Below are 15,828 nucleotides of genomic sequence, written 5' to 3'. Positions count from 1 at the left end.
TTGGTGGGCCAGCTCAGGCCGAAGCCTCGTCCTCATGGTCTTGCTCAGAAGTCTGGCCTATCTCAAGCACCAGGTCCGGTTTGCCTTTAAAGGCTTTGGCGAAGGCTTCCTTGTTTTTGGCGAACATCAGGCCGATCTCTTCAGCCAGGTGTTCATCGATTTCAAAGCGGTCTTCCAGCAGGCTGGTGATATTCCCGGCCAGTTCCAACATGCGATCGTATTCTTCAGCGGCTTTCTTATCTGTAAACATGCTTCCGTCCCGGTCAACTCGCCACATGGGGGTAATAGACATGGGCCTCTCCTGTCAGGCTTGGTTTAGGTTAACTGTATATAAATACAGTTAACCTGTCCAGTGGGAACCCGGTCGGGGCCAGCATGGAAACTCATCAAAGCATATTCAGGGTATTAGCAAGAGCTCCAACCCATGGCTGGAGCTCAGATGGCATCAGCGATGTCTGTTCTTTTTGAAAACACCAGGCTTTTTGTGAGGCGAGGGCCGCTTCTTGTTGATAGCAGGTTTACCACGGGTGCCTCTGGTTTTCAGGCCGGTTTTGGTGTGTCTTGGATCAACTCTGCGAGTGGGTGCGTTGGGTGCGGGTGATAGTTGAACGGTTGCCGCCAGTTCGTCGATGTCAGTTTTTTCTACTTCTTCCCATTGACCCATGCGCAGGTGGTCAGGAATGATGACATTGGCAAAACGGACGCGTTTCAAGCGGCTTACTGTCAAATCCTGGGATTCCCAGAGTCTGCGTACTTCACGATTACGACCTTCCAGCAGGCAGACATGAAACCAGCGGTTGATACCTGAACCGCCTGAGTCAACAATATCGGTGAAACGGGCAGGGCCATCTTCCAGCTCGACACCATCGAACAGGTTTTTAACCTTCTGCTCTGTCGCATTACCCATGACTCGAACAGCGTATTCACGTTCAACCTGGTAAGAGGGGTGCATCAAGCGACTGGCCAGCTCACCATCGGTGGTGAACAGCATCAGACCGGAAGTGTTGATATCCAGACGACCAATGGCAATCCAGCGTTCGCCCTGAAGTTTGGGCAGTTTGTCAAAAACGGTCGGGCGGCCTTCCGGGTCGTGGCGGCTGCAAATCTCGCCTTCTGGCTTGTTGTAGGCAATGACACGGCGGATTCCGGAAGCATAGGTTTCCAGTTTGACCGGGCGGCCGTCGACAGCAATCTTGTCTGCGGCTGAGGCTCGGTCGCCGAGGCTGGCCTGTTCTCCATTGACGGAGATTCGGCCTTCGCTGATCCAGCGTTCCATCTCACGGCGCGAGCCCAGGCCGGCGCCCGCCAGGATTTTTTGCAGTTTCTCACCCTGGGGAGGAGTGGTTTCAGTTGTCATGGTATTTACGGCTATGCCGCTCTGTTTCTCAATCAAAGGGGTCAGAGTATAGCGATTCAGGATAGGTTAAGACAGCGTGGATTTCCGCGGCTGTTCTATCGGGTCATCAGGCATTGCTCAGGGGTTAGTTATTTCGTCTGATATTTCCACGGGTGTTTCTGTTTCAGAAGCAGGCTCTTCTTCAAAGGACGGATTTGTCGCCTGGTGTAAGACTTGATCCTCTTCGGCGAAAAGTTCTGCCGACTGATCCGATGTCTGGGTGTCCTGTTCAACCAGGGTGTCTTGTTCAACCAACGGTTGTGCGGGTTCTGGCTCTTCGACGTTCTTTTTACGGATCAGGTCGTCAAAGTTATCTGGCAGATCAGCTTCCAGTTCATCCAGTTCGGCAAATAGCTCATCAGAGGATTGCTCTTGCACCTCGGTGTCCTCTTGAGCTTCAGCGGCCTCTGCCTCAGGTCTGCTCTGATCGTTAGCTTCAGCCAGTTCCCGGGCTGCTTCTTCCAGATTACGAATCTCGGACAGGGGGGGCAGTTCATTGAGATTTTCGAGATTAAAATAGTCCAGAAACTGGCGGGTAGTGGCAAACATGGCCGGACGACCCGGTACATCCCGGTGACCTACCACACGTACCCATTCGCGGTCCTGAAGGGTTCTTATAATGTTACTGCTGACGGCTACCCCACGAATGTCTTCAATTTCCCCCCGGGTGATGGGCTGCCGGTAGGCGATCAAGGCCAGGGTCTCCAGCAGCGCCCGTGTGTAGCGCTGTGGTTTTTCTTCCCAGAGTCTGCCAACCCAGGGTGACAATTCTTGTCTGACCTGAAAGCGGTAGCCCGATGCCACTTTTTTGAGTTCAAAACCCCGTCCTTCACAGGCTTCAGAGATGGCCACCAGAGCCTCACGAATCTGGTTGCCATCCGGGCGCTCTTCCTCAGAATAAAGGTCTTCGGGGAACAGGGCGGCCAGCTTCTCTTCAGTCAGGGGTTTCTGGCTGGCCAGCAGGGCTCCTTCCAGGATACGTTGCAGTTGTTCTGCTTCCATTAGTCAATCCGGGCCTTTACGTGAATGGGGCCAAAAGGTTCATTCTGGATCAGTTCGATCAGGGATTCCTTGATCAGTTCCATTACCGCCATAAAAGTAACGACGACGCCAAGTTTGCCTTCCTCAAGCCGGAACAGGGCAACAAAGGGAGTGAAACGCTCAGAGGTCAGCATGGAGAGGACTTCACTCATCCGTTCACGGGTGGACAGGGCTTCCTGTTCAACCTGGTGACTGACGTACATTTCTGACCGGCGGAGTATTTCTCCCATGGCCAGCATGATCTCTTTGAGATCCACTGCCGGATGGGGGCGTTCCTGTTCCAGGTCGGGTGGGGCCGCAATGGCTTCATGCAGATCCCGGGTCATTCTGGGCATTTGATCAATATCTTCTGCGGCTTTCTTGAAGCGCTCATATTCCTGCAGTCGACGAATCAGCTCGGCACGGGGATCTTCTTCCTCGTCTTCGTCCTCATTGACCCGGGGCAGAAGCATTCGTGATTTAATCTCGGCCAGTGTCGCGGCCATGACAAGGTATTCCGCTGCCAGCTCAAATTGTCCTGATTCCATCAATTCCACATACTGCATGTATTGCTCTGTAATGACAGACACTTGGATGTTCAGGATGTCCATGTTGTTGCGCTTGATCAGGTAGAGCAGCAGGTCAAGAGGCCCTTCAAAGGCTTCCAGAAAGACTTGCAGGGCATCCGGTGGGATGTAAAGGTCGTCAGGCAGCTTGGCCATGGGCTGACCCATAACCCGTATTTGGTGTTCAATGAGTTCAGGCTCAGAGCCTGATTGAACTTGCGGTGTCAGCTCTTCAGGGGGTTGTTCTCCGGGCTCAGCCACGGTTTCCGTGGAGGTCATTGATGCTTCACCCTGTTTCGAATCCTCTAACTGAAAAAAAGCAGTTTGACCGACAAACGGTTAAACTGCTTTTTATGATGATCAGGCTCGAAGAGCCTGACCTGTATTTTGTAATAGCTGATACTTCACTGAAACACAGTGTTCAACGATAGTCCAGTCCTATAGCTTCCCGAACCTCCCTGAGAGTGTCCTGGGCTTCGTCCCGTGTCTTTTCGGTTCCCTCGGCAATGATGCTTTTTACGACATCGGGATTGTTTTCCAGTTCCCTTGCCTCTGTGCGAATGGGCTCCAGTTCTTCCTGTACCGCTTCGATCAGGGGTTTTTTGCAGTCAAGGCAGCCGATACCTGCCGAGCGACAGCCTTCCTGAACCCAGTCTCTGCGTTGTTGATCTGAATAAACTTGGTGCAGTTGCCAGACCGGACACTTTTCCGGCTCGCCCGGATCATTTCTGCGAATGCGGGCCGGGTCTGTAGGCATCTTTTTCAGTTTTGACGCAACGCTGTCCTGGCCTTCCCTGAGGCCGATGGTATTGCCGCAGGACTTGGACATCTTCTGACCATCCAGACCCGGCATACGGGGCTGTTCAGTCAGCAAAGCCTGAGGCTCCGGCAAGATAACCTTACCTGTCCCTTCCAGGTAGCCAAACAGTCTTTCCTGGTCGCCCAGGGTGATATTGCTCTGTTCCTTTAGCAGCGCCTTGGCCGTGGCCAGAGCTTCGTCATCCCCGTGTTCAAGGTAGGCGCGGCGGAGCTTTCGGTAGAGGTTGGCGGTTTTTCTACCCATTTTGCCGATAGCGGCCTCGGCGTTATCTTCAAAGCCGGGCTCCCGACCATAAAGGTGGTTAAAGCGTCTGGCGATTTCCCGGGTAATCTCCACGTGGGCTTCCTGGTCAGCACCAACAGGAACCAGGCCCGCACGGTAGGCAAGGATATCGGCGCTTTGCAGGAGTGGATAGCCAAGAAAGCCGAAGGTGGAGAGATCCCTTTCCTTCAGCTTTTCCTGTTGATCCTTGTAGCTGGGTACCCGTTCCAGCCAGGAGAGCGGGGTAATCATGGAGAGCAGCAGATTCAGTTCTGCATGCTCCGGAACTCTGGATTGTATGAACAGGGTGGCCGAACCGGGATTGATGCCGGTCGCCAGCCAGTCAATGACCATATCCCAGACTGAGTCTTCGAGTTTTTCCGGCTCTTCATAGTGAGTGGTCAGCGCGTGCCAGTCAGCTACGAAGAAAAAACATTCATACTCGTGTTGCAGCTGAAGCCAGTTTTTTAATACCCCATGATAATGGCCAAGATGTAATCGGCCAGTAGGTCGCATGCCAGACAGAACACGCGACTGTGAGTCTACAGCGCTCAAGAGGCTCTCCCGTTAGAATCCTGAATGAACAGAGTACGACAGTTTGCACGACGGTAAAAGCGTGTTTTTGCCAGCAGTGAATAAATTAGCCATGAGCGACTAAAACAAATTCTCGTCGCCATTGGGGATGAAAAATGTTTCACAGTAAAAAAATTCTGCCATGAAATCGGATTTCTCCAGCAACAGATTAGTGCATTGGACCGGATTCAGTTGAGAAACGGTTCCGGATTGCCTTTACCCTTTCGGAGGACTTCAGGCGTGTCTGCCAGCAAACTGATCACGGTGGTTGGTTCCATACCTCGATAGCCTCCATCAATGACCAGGTCGAGCTGGTTTTCGAGTGTTTCACGAATGTCGTATGGGTCCAGCATGGGTTCATTGTCACCTGGAAGCTGAAGGGTGCTGCTCATTAAGGGTGCGTCTAGTTCATTGAGCAGGGCGCTTACAATATTGCACTCTGGTACTCGTAAACCCAGGGTTTTTCTCTTGGGGTGCATCAGGCGGCGAGGCACTTCACGGGTGCCTCTGAGAATGAAAGTGTAAGGGCCGGGTGTATGATGTTTCAGTAGACGGTATTGAACATTGTCGACCTGAGCATAGGTGGCCAGTTCAGAGAGATCTCTGCACACCAGGGTGAAGTTATGCTTTTCGTCCAATCGACGAATCTGGCGAATGCGCTCAACCGCTTTTTTGTCACCGATCAGGCAGCCCAGAGCATAGGCTGAGTCAGTAGGGTAGGCAATCACCCCTCCAGCCCTCAGAATTTCTGCGGCCTGACGGATCAGACGAAGCTGTGGCGTCTCTGGGTGGATCTGGAAAAACTGACTCATGGCGGTTGTGTACATGGAACCTGCACCTTTTGAACCGTCTTTTGGACACTGTGTTCAAAGGGATGTCGACAGGTTGCCATTCTCTTGCAGTAAAAATGGAGTGCGCATCATACCACCGAAGTAATCCGGTGCAACGGTTCCGTTCAATTCGGGGCGATAATAACGGCTTTGATTTAGTGATAAGGTTTCACAGTCCTCAGTAAGTTGTGCAAGGGTTATTATTGCATTCTTCTAAAACATTAATAGCCGTTGATTTGAAATAGGTTGATAATTCTACTTCTTTAAGTTTTAGCTGTTCAGAAGTCAGCTTTGAGTTTTCTGAGGTATATGGCCTGGCTGATAAAGTATTAGTAAAATATTGAGCATCCATGCTACATAACCTCTTCCTGAACTGACCATTATGGCAGACAATATTAGAAAAGGTTCATAACACACATGTTACTCTTCCTTACTTTTTCATGATTTTCCGAAGTTGTACTTTTGCAATAGCCTGTGGAATGTATAAATGAGTTGAAAAATGTTAATTGCAGTTAAGAATTCTTGAACTTTTATTATTAAGCCGACTCTAAGTCACGGAGTTAATTGTTGATTCTTTTGACAATCGACAGTAATTAGTGACTTCGGAGAAATCAAGCATGGATGTAACAAGGAAGAATTCGAGTATTGTAAGCTCACTCTTACCAGAAACTAAGCAAGCTCGAATGGAAGGAAGGTCTTCTTGTGTGAGTGCAGGAAGATCTACCACAATAGTACCCGAAAAAAAACAAGATATTTACATGGATGTCAGTGTCTTTCGTGATAACGCATTTAATGTGGAACGTGTGAAAGTTAATGACAGGGAATGCTCAATATGTACTGATCCCATTAAATGGTTTTCAAGGTTATTGAAAACCCCCTGTGATCATCTTTTTCACCTGGGTTGTTTTAATGAGTGGCTGAAAACCAGTCTGTCAGACGGTAAATTTGAAAACTGTCCTTCATGCCCGGAAGAATTTAATGGCCTGGGAGAAAAACTGAACGAATTTGAAAAGCTGTTGAATGAGTTTGGCGGTTGTAATTCTTTAGCTGTTGCAAATAGGGCGATTTACGATCGGAGTATAAAGGAAACACTTAAAGCAGAAGTAAGTTATGAAACCCTGATCCATTTTATCCAGCTTTGCAGATATAACAGCCAGAATACAAATGTATCAGAGGCTGTCAATGTTTTAGGAAAAACAATGCTTCCAGTGACAGTATCCACTGTTGCTCATAAATCATGGATCAACTCAGCCAGCATTAGCCCTGATGGCCGCCATATGATCACCGCCAGTGACGATAGAACGGCGAAAATCCATGGCGTGATGGCCGACGAATCATGGGCGCAAGAAGTCATCATTGCCCATGATGATGTTGTCAACTCAGCCAGCTTCAGCCCCGACGGCCGCTATGTATTAACCGCCAGCATGGATCATACGGCGAAAATCTATGGCCAGAAGGATGATGGATCATGGGTAGAAGAATTCGTCATTACCCATTGTGACGGTGTCATCTCGGCCACCTTCAGCCCCAATGGCTGCCATCTAGTCACCGCCAGTATGGATCATACTGCGAGAATCTATGGCCAGAAGGATGACAAATCATGGGTAGAAGAAGCCATTATTACTCATGATGATGTTGTCAGCTCAGCCACCTTCAGTCCCGATAGTTGCCATCTAGTGACCGTTGCTGAGGATCATACGGCAAAAATCTATGGGCGAGCGGACGATGGATCATGGGAAGCCAAAATGTTCATTAACCACAATGATTCGATCAGCTCAGCCACCTTTAGTGCTGATGGACGCCATGTGGTGACTGTCGGTAACGATAATACGGTGAAAATCCATGGTCTGCAGGCGGATAAATCATGGAAAACAGAAATCGTTATTGTCCATGATAACCTTGTCAACTCTGCCAGCTTAAGCCCGGATGGTCGCTATCTGGTGACGGCTGGTGATGATCATAAGGCAAGAATCTATGGCCTTGAAGACGATGGAACATGGAAAATAAAAGCGATCATTTCCCACCATAAAAGTGTTATCACAGCCGCCTTTAGCCCAGATGGTAGCTGTGTGGCGACCGTTGGTAGAGATAATAAGGTGCAAATCACTGGCAAGCGGACCGATGGGTCATGGTGGAAAGAAACGACCATTCATCATAATGGTTCGATCAGATCAGCCACCTTCAATGCCGATGGCGATCATTTACTGACCGCCAGTTTTGATCACATAGCTAAAATCATCGGTCGCAAGGCTGACGGATCATGGCAACGCAAAGCCACCATTTCCCATTCTGAAAAGATCTTATCGGCCAGCTTCAGCAAAGATAGCCGCCTCGTGTTGACCAGAAGTTCCGGCCACTTAGCAAAAGTTACCGAACTATGGAGGGATGGTTAATTGAGCGAGGGAACGAGAGAATCAGTGTTTTCTGGCACTCAGGCATTAGAAAATCATCTACCATTTCTCCCAGACAGGCAGGGTACCCTTGGGAAGTTCTGGCGCTCTGCCCAGTTCTACCCAAGGGTTGGCGGGGGTATGAAAGTCACTGGCTCTTGAGGCTCTGAGTTCGAAGTCCTGGCAAAGGCTGGCCAGTGCTTCCCGCTGCCCGGGAGGTTGCTGGCAGCCACTGACTTCCAGGGCATGGCCGCCAGCCAGTTTGAAGTCTTTGACCAGAGCTCTGAGTTTGGTACGGGTCATTTTGTATTTTCCGGGGTGAGCTAACACAGCCGTACCATCCAGGGCTCTGATCCAGGCTATGGCCTGACCCATGGGAGGCCAGAACGCCTTCAATTTGCCTATTTTCTGGTGCGACAGATGCTTATCAAAAGCTGCTTGCATCTCTTTGATGTAGCCTTTTTCAATTAGCCACTGGGCGAAGTGAGGTCGGCCTGTCTGGATATTTTCCCTGGATAGAACAAAGCCGTCGGGCGATTGTTTCTGCCGGTTCAATGCCAGATCAATGACTTCATTCATCAGAGTGTCAGCACTGATTTTAAGTTTCAGTTGTTTCACCAGACGACTGGCGATCATCAGAGATCGCTGCTTTCTGGCAGAACACTGGTGATGGATGATTCGTTCAAGATCCGGGTCCGACAGGGAAAAGTTAAGACCGACAATATGGATTTCCATGGCAGACCAGGTGGTTGATAATTCCATCCCGGTTATCAGCTTGGGGCCTGCGAGCGTTTTATTGGAGAGAAACTGGTGTGCAGCCACCGAATCATGGTCCGTAATAGCCAGTATATCGACACCGTTATCACGTGCTCGTTCATAAACTTCCAGTGGTCCCATTGAGCCATCGGATGCGGTGGTGTGACAATGGAGGTCGACATTCAGGGTCATTGCGATACAAATAAGTAGTAACTGTCGGTACACTCTACCACCAATGGAACTGTAAAGGCTTTTAAAAAGTTGGCAGGATGGAGTCGACCAGACATGGCAATGCAGCCGTTCCATAGTAAACTACAGGATGATTTAACGAGCTCTGAACCTGGGCAGTGAGAAGCCCTGAGCGAAATATCGAAGTAAATCACAAGGTAACCCGACTGGTTTAATATGAAGCAACTGATTGATTTTATTCCACTTATTATCTTTTTTACGGTCTACAAGATGGACCCCAGAATGGTGGATATAGCCGGATATTCCCTTGAGGTCGGAGGGGCTATTAGTGGCACTTTCTTCCTGATCATTGCCTCTGTCATTGTTTATGGTGGCAGCTTCATCAAGAACAAAACCCTTGAAAAGAGCCAGATGATTACGCTTATGGCCGTGGTTTTATTCGGTGGCATGACCCTGGCCTTTCAGGACGAAAACTTCCTGAAATGGAAAGCCCCGATTGTAAACTGGATCTTTGCTGCCGCCTTCCTTGGCAGTCAGTTTGTTGGTCAGAAAAGTCTGGTTCAGAGAATGATGGAGCATGCCATCAGCCTGCCGGATGAGATCTGGATTCGCATGAATCTGAGCTGGGTCGTATTCTTTGCACTGTTGGGTGCCGCTAACCTTTATGTCGCTTTCACCTTCCACGAGTTCTGGGTTGACTTTAAGGTGTTCGGTAGCCTGATTCTTACTTTTGTCTTTGTTGTCTTGCAGTTCCTGGTGATCTCAAGACATATACAGGCTGAGGAAAAATAAATGCTTTACGCAGTCATCAGTGAAGATGTTGACAATAGTCTGTCTCTGCGCAAGACAGCCAGACCTGCTCACCTGGAAAGGCTTGAGGCATTGAAGTCCCAGGGGCGTCTGGTTCTGGCAGGCCCCTGTCCTGCTATTGACAGTAACGACCCGGGCGAGGCCGGATTCAGTGGCAGTATTGTTATTGCTGAATTTGACAGCCTCGAAGCCGCACAATCATGGGCTGATGATGATCCCTACGTGGCCGCCGGTGTTTATCATTCTTTGAGTGTGAAGCCATTCAAGCGAGTACTGCCCTGATTTTCCTTCCGGAAGTCTGTCATTTTTATAATTAGGTTTTACAGGCATCCTGCCCTATTCGAATAATTCTGATAACAGGGTAGCCTGGTTAAGAGAGAAAACGTGAAACGAACCTTACCCAAACTGTTTTTATCACTCAGTGGTTTAGTACTGCTGGGTTCAATGGTTCAGGCTGAACCGGTACAGGCTGAAACTCGTTATGTTACGGATGTCGTTTATGTGCCAATGCGGTCAGGGCCCGGTAATCAATACCGGATTTTGCACCGGGGCCTGAAAACAGGGCTGAAAATGACCGTCCTCGAAGCTGATGCCGGAGAAGGGTTCAGCAAGGTCAGAATGGCCGACGGATCAGAGGGTTATATCCCCCGTCAGTATCTGGTGGCCGAGCAGCCTGCCAGGGAACGTCTGCCAAAAGTGCTGGCAAACGTTTCGCGGCTGAGCAAAGAAAATACGGCTCTGAAATCTGAGTTATCTGCCACTGAGAATGAGCTGAACAATGTAAAAGGTTCTCTTCAGGAGACCACCGGATTGCTGGATGACAAAACCTCTCAGTTTATTGCCCTGAGAGAAGCCACCGCTGACCCTCAGGCACTGGATCGTCGGAACAAGCAATTGATGGAAGAAAATTTGCAGCTGAAAAACCGGATTGAGGTGGTTGAGGCTGAAAATAACCAGCTGATTCGCAGCAGCAGTATGCGTTGGTATCTCTATGGGGGTGGTACGATAATCATAGGGGTTCTGCTGGGTCTGTTCCTGCCAATGATCCGATTCCGCAAAAAGCCGGCGTCAGACTGGGTTTAAATGTCGTAAATAGTTGAAAAAGGCTCTGGTTGATCGTCAGAGCCTCAAAAATAGCTCAATGCAGCCGGAGCAGGCTGAAAATACCAGGGGCTCACTTTGATCGGAGTAACATAAGTCAACGGTCGTTGTGACCGAGATCCCTTTCCGGATCTATCAGGTCACGGACTTTCTGCTTGATCTGCTTGGGCTGAGGAAAGCCGCCATCCTGTTTTCTCTCCCAGATCTGTTGACCGTTCAGGGTGATGACAAAAATACCGCCTGTTCCGGGTTTCAGTCTTACCTCTCCCAGGTCAGTACTGAACGTACTGAGCAGTTCCTGAGCAAGCCAGGCGGAGCGAAGCAGCCACTGACACTGGCTACAATATTCTATTTCTACAATGGGTTTTTCTGTCACAGTCTACTGCCTTGGAGGAGTTGGATGAGTGATGGATTTTTTTATTTTTTGATTGAGCCCCTTGTTCCTGTCTGACTTGTTCAGAGGTTCGGGAAGCCGCTTCAAATCCTACCATGAGTTTATCAATCGAGCATGGTTAAAGGGCATTTTTTACTCAGCAGGCTCCTGATAGAATCAGCTCGTTAATGCAGTGAAGGAAGGGCCATGACGGTCATTGTAAATCCCGATATTGAACAATATTGCCATGACATTACCGGCGGTGAATCATCACTTCTGAAAGAGCTGGCCCAGGCAACGGAGGACCGGACCCGCTACCCAGGAAACATGTCGGGAAGAATGGTGGGACAAACCCTGAAACTGCTGGTGGCACTGAGCAATAGCAAAAGAGTGTTGGAAATCGGCATGTTCACCGGCTACGCGGCTTTATCCATGGCAGAAGCATTGCCAGAGAATGGTGAAATTTACTGTTGTGAAACCAACCCGCGAGCCATTGCTATTGCAAAGGAATTCTTTGACCGATCATCTCATTCTCATAAGTTGAAAGTACTTTTTGGCAAAGCGTTGGAAACCATCCCTACCATTGAGGGCGAGCTCGATTTTGTTTTCATTGATGCCGACAAAAAAAAGTACTTTGAATACCTGGAGCTTGTACTCCCCATGCTCAAGCAGGGGGGGCTTTGTGTCATTGATGATGCCCTCTGGAAAGGTGGTGTTTTGAATCCTCAGGATGAGCGGGACGAGGTGATTGCAGAGCTTAACCGTTATCTGTCTTCCAGAGAGGATCTGGATAATGTTCTCCTGCCTGTCAGGCATGGTCTTCATGTGGTACGGAAGATTTGATTGTTATCATCCTTTCGAAGTTGTCTTAATTGTGACAAGTTTTTAGGAGCCTGACCGAGAATAGCGCCCGTAGCGAGGACGGCAGTCTGTTCTCGGTCAGGCTCCTAGGGCATTAGTCCAACTCACTATTTGCAAAGAAAGATATGTTCTAGACGATCCATTGCTTCCCGGGAACTTCATCACCTATAGTTCGACTCAATCAAGACATAAGTGTTAAAGAAGAAACATTTCGGGGGAAGTCAATGGATCTGGAGACCATAAACCGAGAGCTTGCCGAGCGCTCGCCACAAGAGATAATCCGCTGGGCCCTGCAGAAGGCCTTGAAGCCGCTGGTCACCACCAACTTTGGTCCCCATGAGGCTGCCATTCTGCATATGGCTACCCGGATACAACCTGATTTGCCGGTTATCTGGATTGATTCTGGCTACGGGACACAGGCTACCTACCGCTTCGCCCGGGATTTAATTCAGAAGCTGGAGTTAAACATTCAGATTTACCATCCAGAGTACAGTCGTGCTTATCGTGATGCCATTATGGGTGGTGTACCGGAGGTGGATACGCCAGCCCATGATGAGTTTACCCGTCAGGTCAAACTGGAGCCTTTTGGACGGGCCATGCAGAGTTTTTCTCCGGATTATTGGTTGACGGCCATCAGGAAAGACCAGACAGCTTTTCGTCAGGGATTAGAGGTCGTCAGTGAAACCAAAGATGGTTATTACCGGGTGGCCCCTCTGTTGAACTGGTCAGAGCTGGATGTTGAAGAGTATCTGGTCATGAATGATCTTCCCATTGAAGAAGATTATTACGACCCTACCAAAGTGATTGGTAACCGGGAGTGTGGGCTACACACCTCGGTGTCCTGAGTTGTTAAGGGGGAGTAAGGACAGGCTGCCTGATGTTTCTGACAGGCAGCCATGTATTTGTTTTTCTTATTGCTCTTTGTTGGTCAGCTTTTCCAGACCGCGGTCATAGAATTCCAGCCAGTCATCCAGAACAGCTTTAACATCTTCCTTGGTGACTTCATCATTGTCCGATTGTTTATTAATTCCTTTACGCAGCACTTCACCCTCCAGCTTGCCCGTTTCGCCATCTCTCAGTTGTACTTCCAAATAGAGAGCTACTATGTAATCCAGTCGGTCGGTGGCTGTTTTGATCAGTGTTCTGGCAACGGCGACGGGGAGAACGAATTGCCTGGGTTTGAGGTCCTGCATTTCTGACACAATGCCGGTAATGGCAGGCTGAATGACCAGGACGCCCGGTCCCGGCTTCTCTGCCAGCATCCCACGCTGCTTCAGACCTTCTCTGAAACCATTGTTCAGGTAGTCAGCGACTTTAGTGGCCACTTCCCGCTGGGCATCATTGGTTGCATTGTAATTCGGAAACAGATTAACGGGCTCAACATAGACCTTCTTATACTTTTTCAGATCACCACTGACCCAGCGCATGGCAGTATCGTCATCAAAAGCAGTCAGTCTTTCATAGTTTTCCAGATAGCCGCTGAAGGGTTGTTCTTCAGTATCAATTTTTTGTTGCGTTGAGCAAGCTATGAGAAACAGGGCGCTGACCAGTATAAAGGGCAGAGCAAAAAGTCGGCGAGTTTTGTTATAAATTGTCATGTTGCGAGCCGTCGTTTGATTAAGGTGTTTGCTTTAACTGGGGTATAGTGTCTATCAATGTTTGTCTTTTGAAAAGTATGATTTACCGAGATAATCATTGCATTACGGAGGATAATCCAGTGATGACCTGCATGGATGCCAATAATCGGGACGAGAAAGGAGGGGGGGGGGCGAGCTGCTGCTAAAAAAGTCCCCCTGAAGCGGTTCTGAGGGGTTCTGCTGCATCCATTACTCTGGGCCAACGGTGTCTCTTGTGGCAACTTTGTTCGTTCTCTTCTGTTACGACATAAAGCCGGGTAAAAGGGCCATCAGTAGTGATCAGCCCCTGTATGAACTGTTGGTTTTCAAGGAGAAACCAATGACTCTCGCCCGCTTCATCTTTTTCCATAAAGGCATCGACACTTATTTTGACAGGTCTGGGGCTAAACCGGTTCCAAATACCCTTTTTAATGGATTCCAGTCTTGCCCAACCTCCCTGCGGTGTAAGGCCAGGCTGACCCTCACGGCGTCCCCAGGGAACCAGAATCCGCTGGCCCTGCCGGCTCATCACCGGCAGACGGGCTTTGGGATTTGGGAAAAAGGTTTTGATGGTCTGGCCATCCAACTCGAACTGCACAGCGCCGCACACGTCCCGGGGCTCTCCATTATTGATTGTGAAATGCCTTTCACCCAAGAAGTTGGCGAAAGCTTATTTTAGTGGCCTGCTCTGGCTGTGGCCGGTTGAGAGAGTTCAGTGTTTACTGCCGCCTTTGCAGTCCGGGCTAACAGGTGCCAGGCCTTTACGCTCGTACCACTCACCGGGGGTATAAGTATGAAGGGCCAGAGCATGAATGCCCCCCTGCATCTCATCAGACAGAATTTTGTAAATCAGCTGATGGCGTTTAACCGGCATCTGTTCCTCAAACGACTGGCTAACCAGAACCACTTTAAAATGAGATTCAGAGCCCGGCGGCACATTGTGCATATGGCTTTCATTTAATATTTCAAAGTGTTCAAGCTCCAGGGCAGTAGTCAGTTTGTCGCTGACACGATCTAGCATAGTCATACTTCCATTTCCACCTTTTTAATCTTGCTTGGACGATCAGATATATGATTTTAGATTAACAGGAAGACGGGGGGGTTGCGAAGGGAAAAGTGGATCAGGAAAACTCACTGTTCAGAGCGGTGAATTGAGCACCTGAGCGCAGAGAGCAGGTTTCCTCAATAGGTTTGCAGAATGATGCGTCACCAGCGCAAATAACTCTAATCGATGAGGCTTCTGATAAAGCCGAGTCCAGCCGTTGCCCATAATCCTGTCGTCCGGTTGTCAGAGCATAACTGAATTGATCCATTTGTGAGAGTGCTTCCAATAGCTCTACACCAAAGTGATCATTGCTGTTGGGTGCCTCGTGGATAAGATGAATTCTAAGTTGTGATGAGGACTCGGTATTGTTCAAAGCTTCACGGGCATAAGCCAGTATGGGGGCCAGCGCCACTTCCTGAGCGATCAGTATCTGGTTAGGGATATCCAGCAGGCTTCCACATAGATTTATTCCGCGGGGGCTGCTGATGCTGATTTTCTGTCCTGTTTCGGCAGAATCGTGCGCCCAGGTGCTGAAAGGATCTGCGACCTGGCGCTGGACCTGGATGACCATCGTCTGATCCAGTGATGGCACTGAGGCCAGATAGCACTCTTTCTTAAGTTGTAGCCCGGTATCAATAAAGACATGCTGGCCGGGAAAATAGTTCATCGGATGCCTGGGGGCGAGAGTCAGAGCCACAACGGTAGGGCATAAGAATTGTTTCCCGGTAATGATGGCTTGGGTGTGGCTCCTGCTGGGCAGGGAGACAGTCATATCATTTTCAGGCAGACACTGGCAGGCAAGAAAATACCCCTCACGAACTTTTTCACTGCTCAGGCCGACCTGGCTCCGCTCGGTAAGTTGACCTGTGTCGGCTTTCATCATGCAGGCATGACAGATACCTGAACGACAGGAAAAAGGTATTTTTTCACCCATTGCCAGTAAAGAGTCCAGCAGGCTCTGGTTTTTATCGACCGGGTAAGCCCGGTTAGACACTGTGATAACAGGCATGATGGTATCTTACCTTAGTGCTTTTCATTACGGAAATATCAATGTTTTCCATGGGTGCTGTTGTATCTAAGCAATAACAAACTTGTTGTGTCCCCGTGTCCCATCAGATTATAACAAGATCTTCAAATATACATCGCCTGACGTTCGTGTGGGAAAAATACTGTTTTACAGAGGAAAATAAAGTGCTCTGTAACAATTCAGTTTGCCCAACC

At 49.2% G+C, this 15,828-nt stretch carries 19 protein-coding genes; 6 read left to right on the top strand and 13 right to left on the bottom strand.

Translation table 11 applies throughout. From position 1 onward, the window contains the following. Positions 1 to 13: 13 nt before the first annotated feature. From P6910_RS15520 to P6910_RS15490, 7 genes are all read right to left on the bottom strand, one after another. A complete protein-coding gene (locus tag P6910_RS15520) occupies positions 14 to 292 on the bottom strand; it encodes a YebG family protein (protein ID WP_317142189.1) in 279 nt (92 codons plus the stop codon). Positions 293 to 445: 153 nt separating this feature from the next. Continuing rightward, on the bottom strand, positions 446 to 1,357 hold the full coding sequence (gene rluB / locus P6910_RS15515; protein ID WP_317142188.1) for a 23S rRNA pseudouridine(2605) synthase RluB: 912 nt from the start codon (positions 1,355 to 1,357) through the stop codon (positions 446 to 448). 117 nt (positions 1,358 to 1,474) lie between these two features. Then, positions 1,475 to 2,398, bottom strand: coding sequence for an SMC-Scp complex subunit ScpB (gene scpB / locus P6910_RS15510; protein WP_317142187.1), 924 nt, complete (start codon positions 2,396 to 2,398; stop codon positions 1,475 to 1,477). Beyond that, positions 2,398 to 3,261: a segregation and condensation protein A gene (locus P6910_RS15505; protein ID WP_410493839.1), complete on the bottom strand. Its 864-nt coding sequence runs from the start codon at positions 3,259 to 3,261 to the stop codon at positions 2,398 to 2,400. Before P6910_RS15505 ends, scpB begins: the two co-directional genes overlap by 1 nt. Before the next feature lie 142 nt (positions 3,262 to 3,403). Then, positions 3,404 to 4,618 (bottom strand): tryptophan--tRNA ligase, encoded by a 1,215-nt coding sequence (locus tag P6910_RS15500; RefSeq protein ID WP_317142186.1) that lies wholly within the window; start codon positions 4,616 to 4,618, stop codon positions 3,404 to 3,406. A gap of 206 nt (positions 4,619 to 4,824) precedes the next feature. Further along, a complete protein-coding gene (locus P6910_RS15495; RefSeq protein WP_317146558.1) occupies positions 4,825 to 5,448 on the bottom strand; it encodes an L-threonylcarbamoyladenylate synthase in 624 nt (207 codons plus the stop codon). A gap of 196 nt (positions 5,449 to 5,644) precedes the next feature. Beyond that, a complete protein-coding gene (locus P6910_RS15490) occupies positions 5,645 to 5,818 on the bottom strand; it encodes a hypothetical protein (RefSeq protein WP_317142185.1) in 174 nt (57 codons plus the stop codon). Between the two features lie 406 nt (positions 5,819 to 6,224). Here P6910_RS15490 and P6910_RS15485 point away from each other — a divergent pair, with 406 nt between their 5' ends. Further along, positions 6,225 to 7,859: an RING finger domain-containing protein gene (locus tag P6910_RS15485; protein ID WP_317142184.1), complete on the top strand. Its 1,635-nt coding sequence runs from the start codon at positions 6,225 to 6,227 to the stop codon at positions 7,857 to 7,859. A 57-nt stretch (positions 7,860 to 7,916) separates the two neighbouring features. Here P6910_RS15485 and P6910_RS15480 read toward each other — a convergent pair whose 3' ends face one another. Then, on the bottom strand, positions 7,917 to 8,837 hold the full coding sequence (locus P6910_RS15480) for a PHP domain-containing protein (RefSeq protein WP_317142183.1): 921 nt from the start codon (positions 8,835 to 8,837) through the stop codon (positions 7,917 to 7,919). 180 nt (positions 8,838 to 9,017) lie between these two features. Between P6910_RS15480 and ispZ the strand changes: the two genes are divergently transcribed. The 3 genes from ispZ (at position 9,018) to P6910_RS15465 (ending at position 10,694) form a co-directional block, all read left to right on the top strand. Beyond that, positions 9,018 to 9,593: a septation protein IspZ gene (gene ispZ / locus P6910_RS15475; RefSeq protein ID WP_317142182.1), complete on the top strand. Its 576-nt coding sequence runs from the start codon at positions 9,018 to 9,020 to the stop codon at positions 9,591 to 9,593. Then, complete coding sequence (locus P6910_RS15470) at positions 9,594 to 9,893, top strand: YciI family protein (protein ID WP_317142181.1); 300 nt, start codon at positions 9,594 to 9,596, stop codon at positions 9,891 to 9,893. A 102-nt stretch (positions 9,894 to 9,995) separates the two neighbouring features. Next, the gene (locus tag P6910_RS15465) at positions 9,996 to 10,694 is read left to right on the top strand and encodes a TIGR04211 family SH3 domain-containing protein (protein ID WP_317142180.1); all 699 of its coding nucleotides are present in this window, start codon (positions 9,996 to 9,998) and stop codon (positions 10,692 to 10,694) included. A 115-nt stretch (positions 10,695 to 10,809) separates the two neighbouring features. On the opposite strand, the gene P6910_RS15460 is transcribed toward P6910_RS15465, so the two are convergent. Beyond that, the gene (locus tag P6910_RS15460) at positions 10,810 to 11,088 is read right to left on the bottom strand and encodes a SelT/SelW/SelH family protein (protein ID WP_317142179.1); all 279 of its coding nucleotides are present in this window, start codon (positions 11,086 to 11,088) and stop codon (positions 10,810 to 10,812) included. A 204-nt stretch (positions 11,089 to 11,292) separates the two neighbouring features. Here P6910_RS15460 and P6910_RS15455 point away from each other — a divergent pair, with 204 nt between their 5' ends. Both P6910_RS15455 and P6910_RS15450 read left to right on the top strand, forming a co-directional pair. Next, positions 11,293 to 11,928, top strand: coding sequence for an O-methyltransferase (locus tag P6910_RS15455; protein ID WP_317142178.1), 636 nt, complete (start codon positions 11,293 to 11,295; stop codon positions 11,926 to 11,928). A gap of 242 nt (positions 11,929 to 12,170) precedes the next feature. Further along, positions 12,171 to 12,791 (top strand): phosphoadenosine phosphosulfate reductase family protein, encoded by a 621-nt coding sequence (locus tag P6910_RS15450; RefSeq protein WP_317142177.1) that lies wholly within the window; start codon positions 12,171 to 12,173, stop codon positions 12,789 to 12,791. A 66-nt stretch (positions 12,792 to 12,857) separates the two neighbouring features. On the opposite strand, the gene P6910_RS15445 is transcribed toward P6910_RS15450, so the two are convergent. From P6910_RS15445 to P6910_RS15430, 4 genes are all read right to left on the bottom strand, one after another. Continuing rightward, a complete protein-coding gene (locus P6910_RS15445; protein ID WP_317142176.1) occupies positions 12,858 to 13,544 on the bottom strand; it encodes a DUF3313 domain-containing protein in 687 nt (228 codons plus the stop codon). A gap of 181 nt (positions 13,545 to 13,725) precedes the next feature. Further along, positions 13,726 to 14,148, bottom strand: coding sequence for a hypothetical protein (locus P6910_RS15440; RefSeq protein ID WP_317142175.1), 423 nt, complete (start codon positions 14,146 to 14,148; stop codon positions 13,726 to 13,728). Between the two features lie 126 nt (positions 14,149 to 14,274). After that, positions 14,275 to 14,583, bottom strand: coding sequence for a BolA family protein (locus P6910_RS15435; RefSeq protein ID WP_317142174.1), 309 nt, complete (start codon positions 14,581 to 14,583; stop codon positions 14,275 to 14,277). A 100-nt stretch (positions 14,584 to 14,683) separates the two neighbouring features. Beyond that, entirely contained in the window at positions 14,684 to 15,616 is a 933-nt protein-coding gene (locus P6910_RS15430) for a 2Fe-2S iron-sulfur cluster-binding protein (RefSeq protein WP_317142173.1), read from the bottom strand. Between the last annotated feature and the right edge of the window lie 212 nt (positions 15,617 to 15,828).

The sequence above is a fragment of the Endozoicomonas sp. 8E genome, from assembly GCF_032883915.1.
Classification (GTDB): domain Bacteria; phylum Pseudomonadota; class Gammaproteobacteria; order Pseudomonadales; family Endozoicomonadaceae; genus Endozoicomonas_A.
The sequence above is the reverse complement of the archived record's forward strand: the minus strand, read 5'-3'. Positions and strand labels throughout refer to the sequence as shown.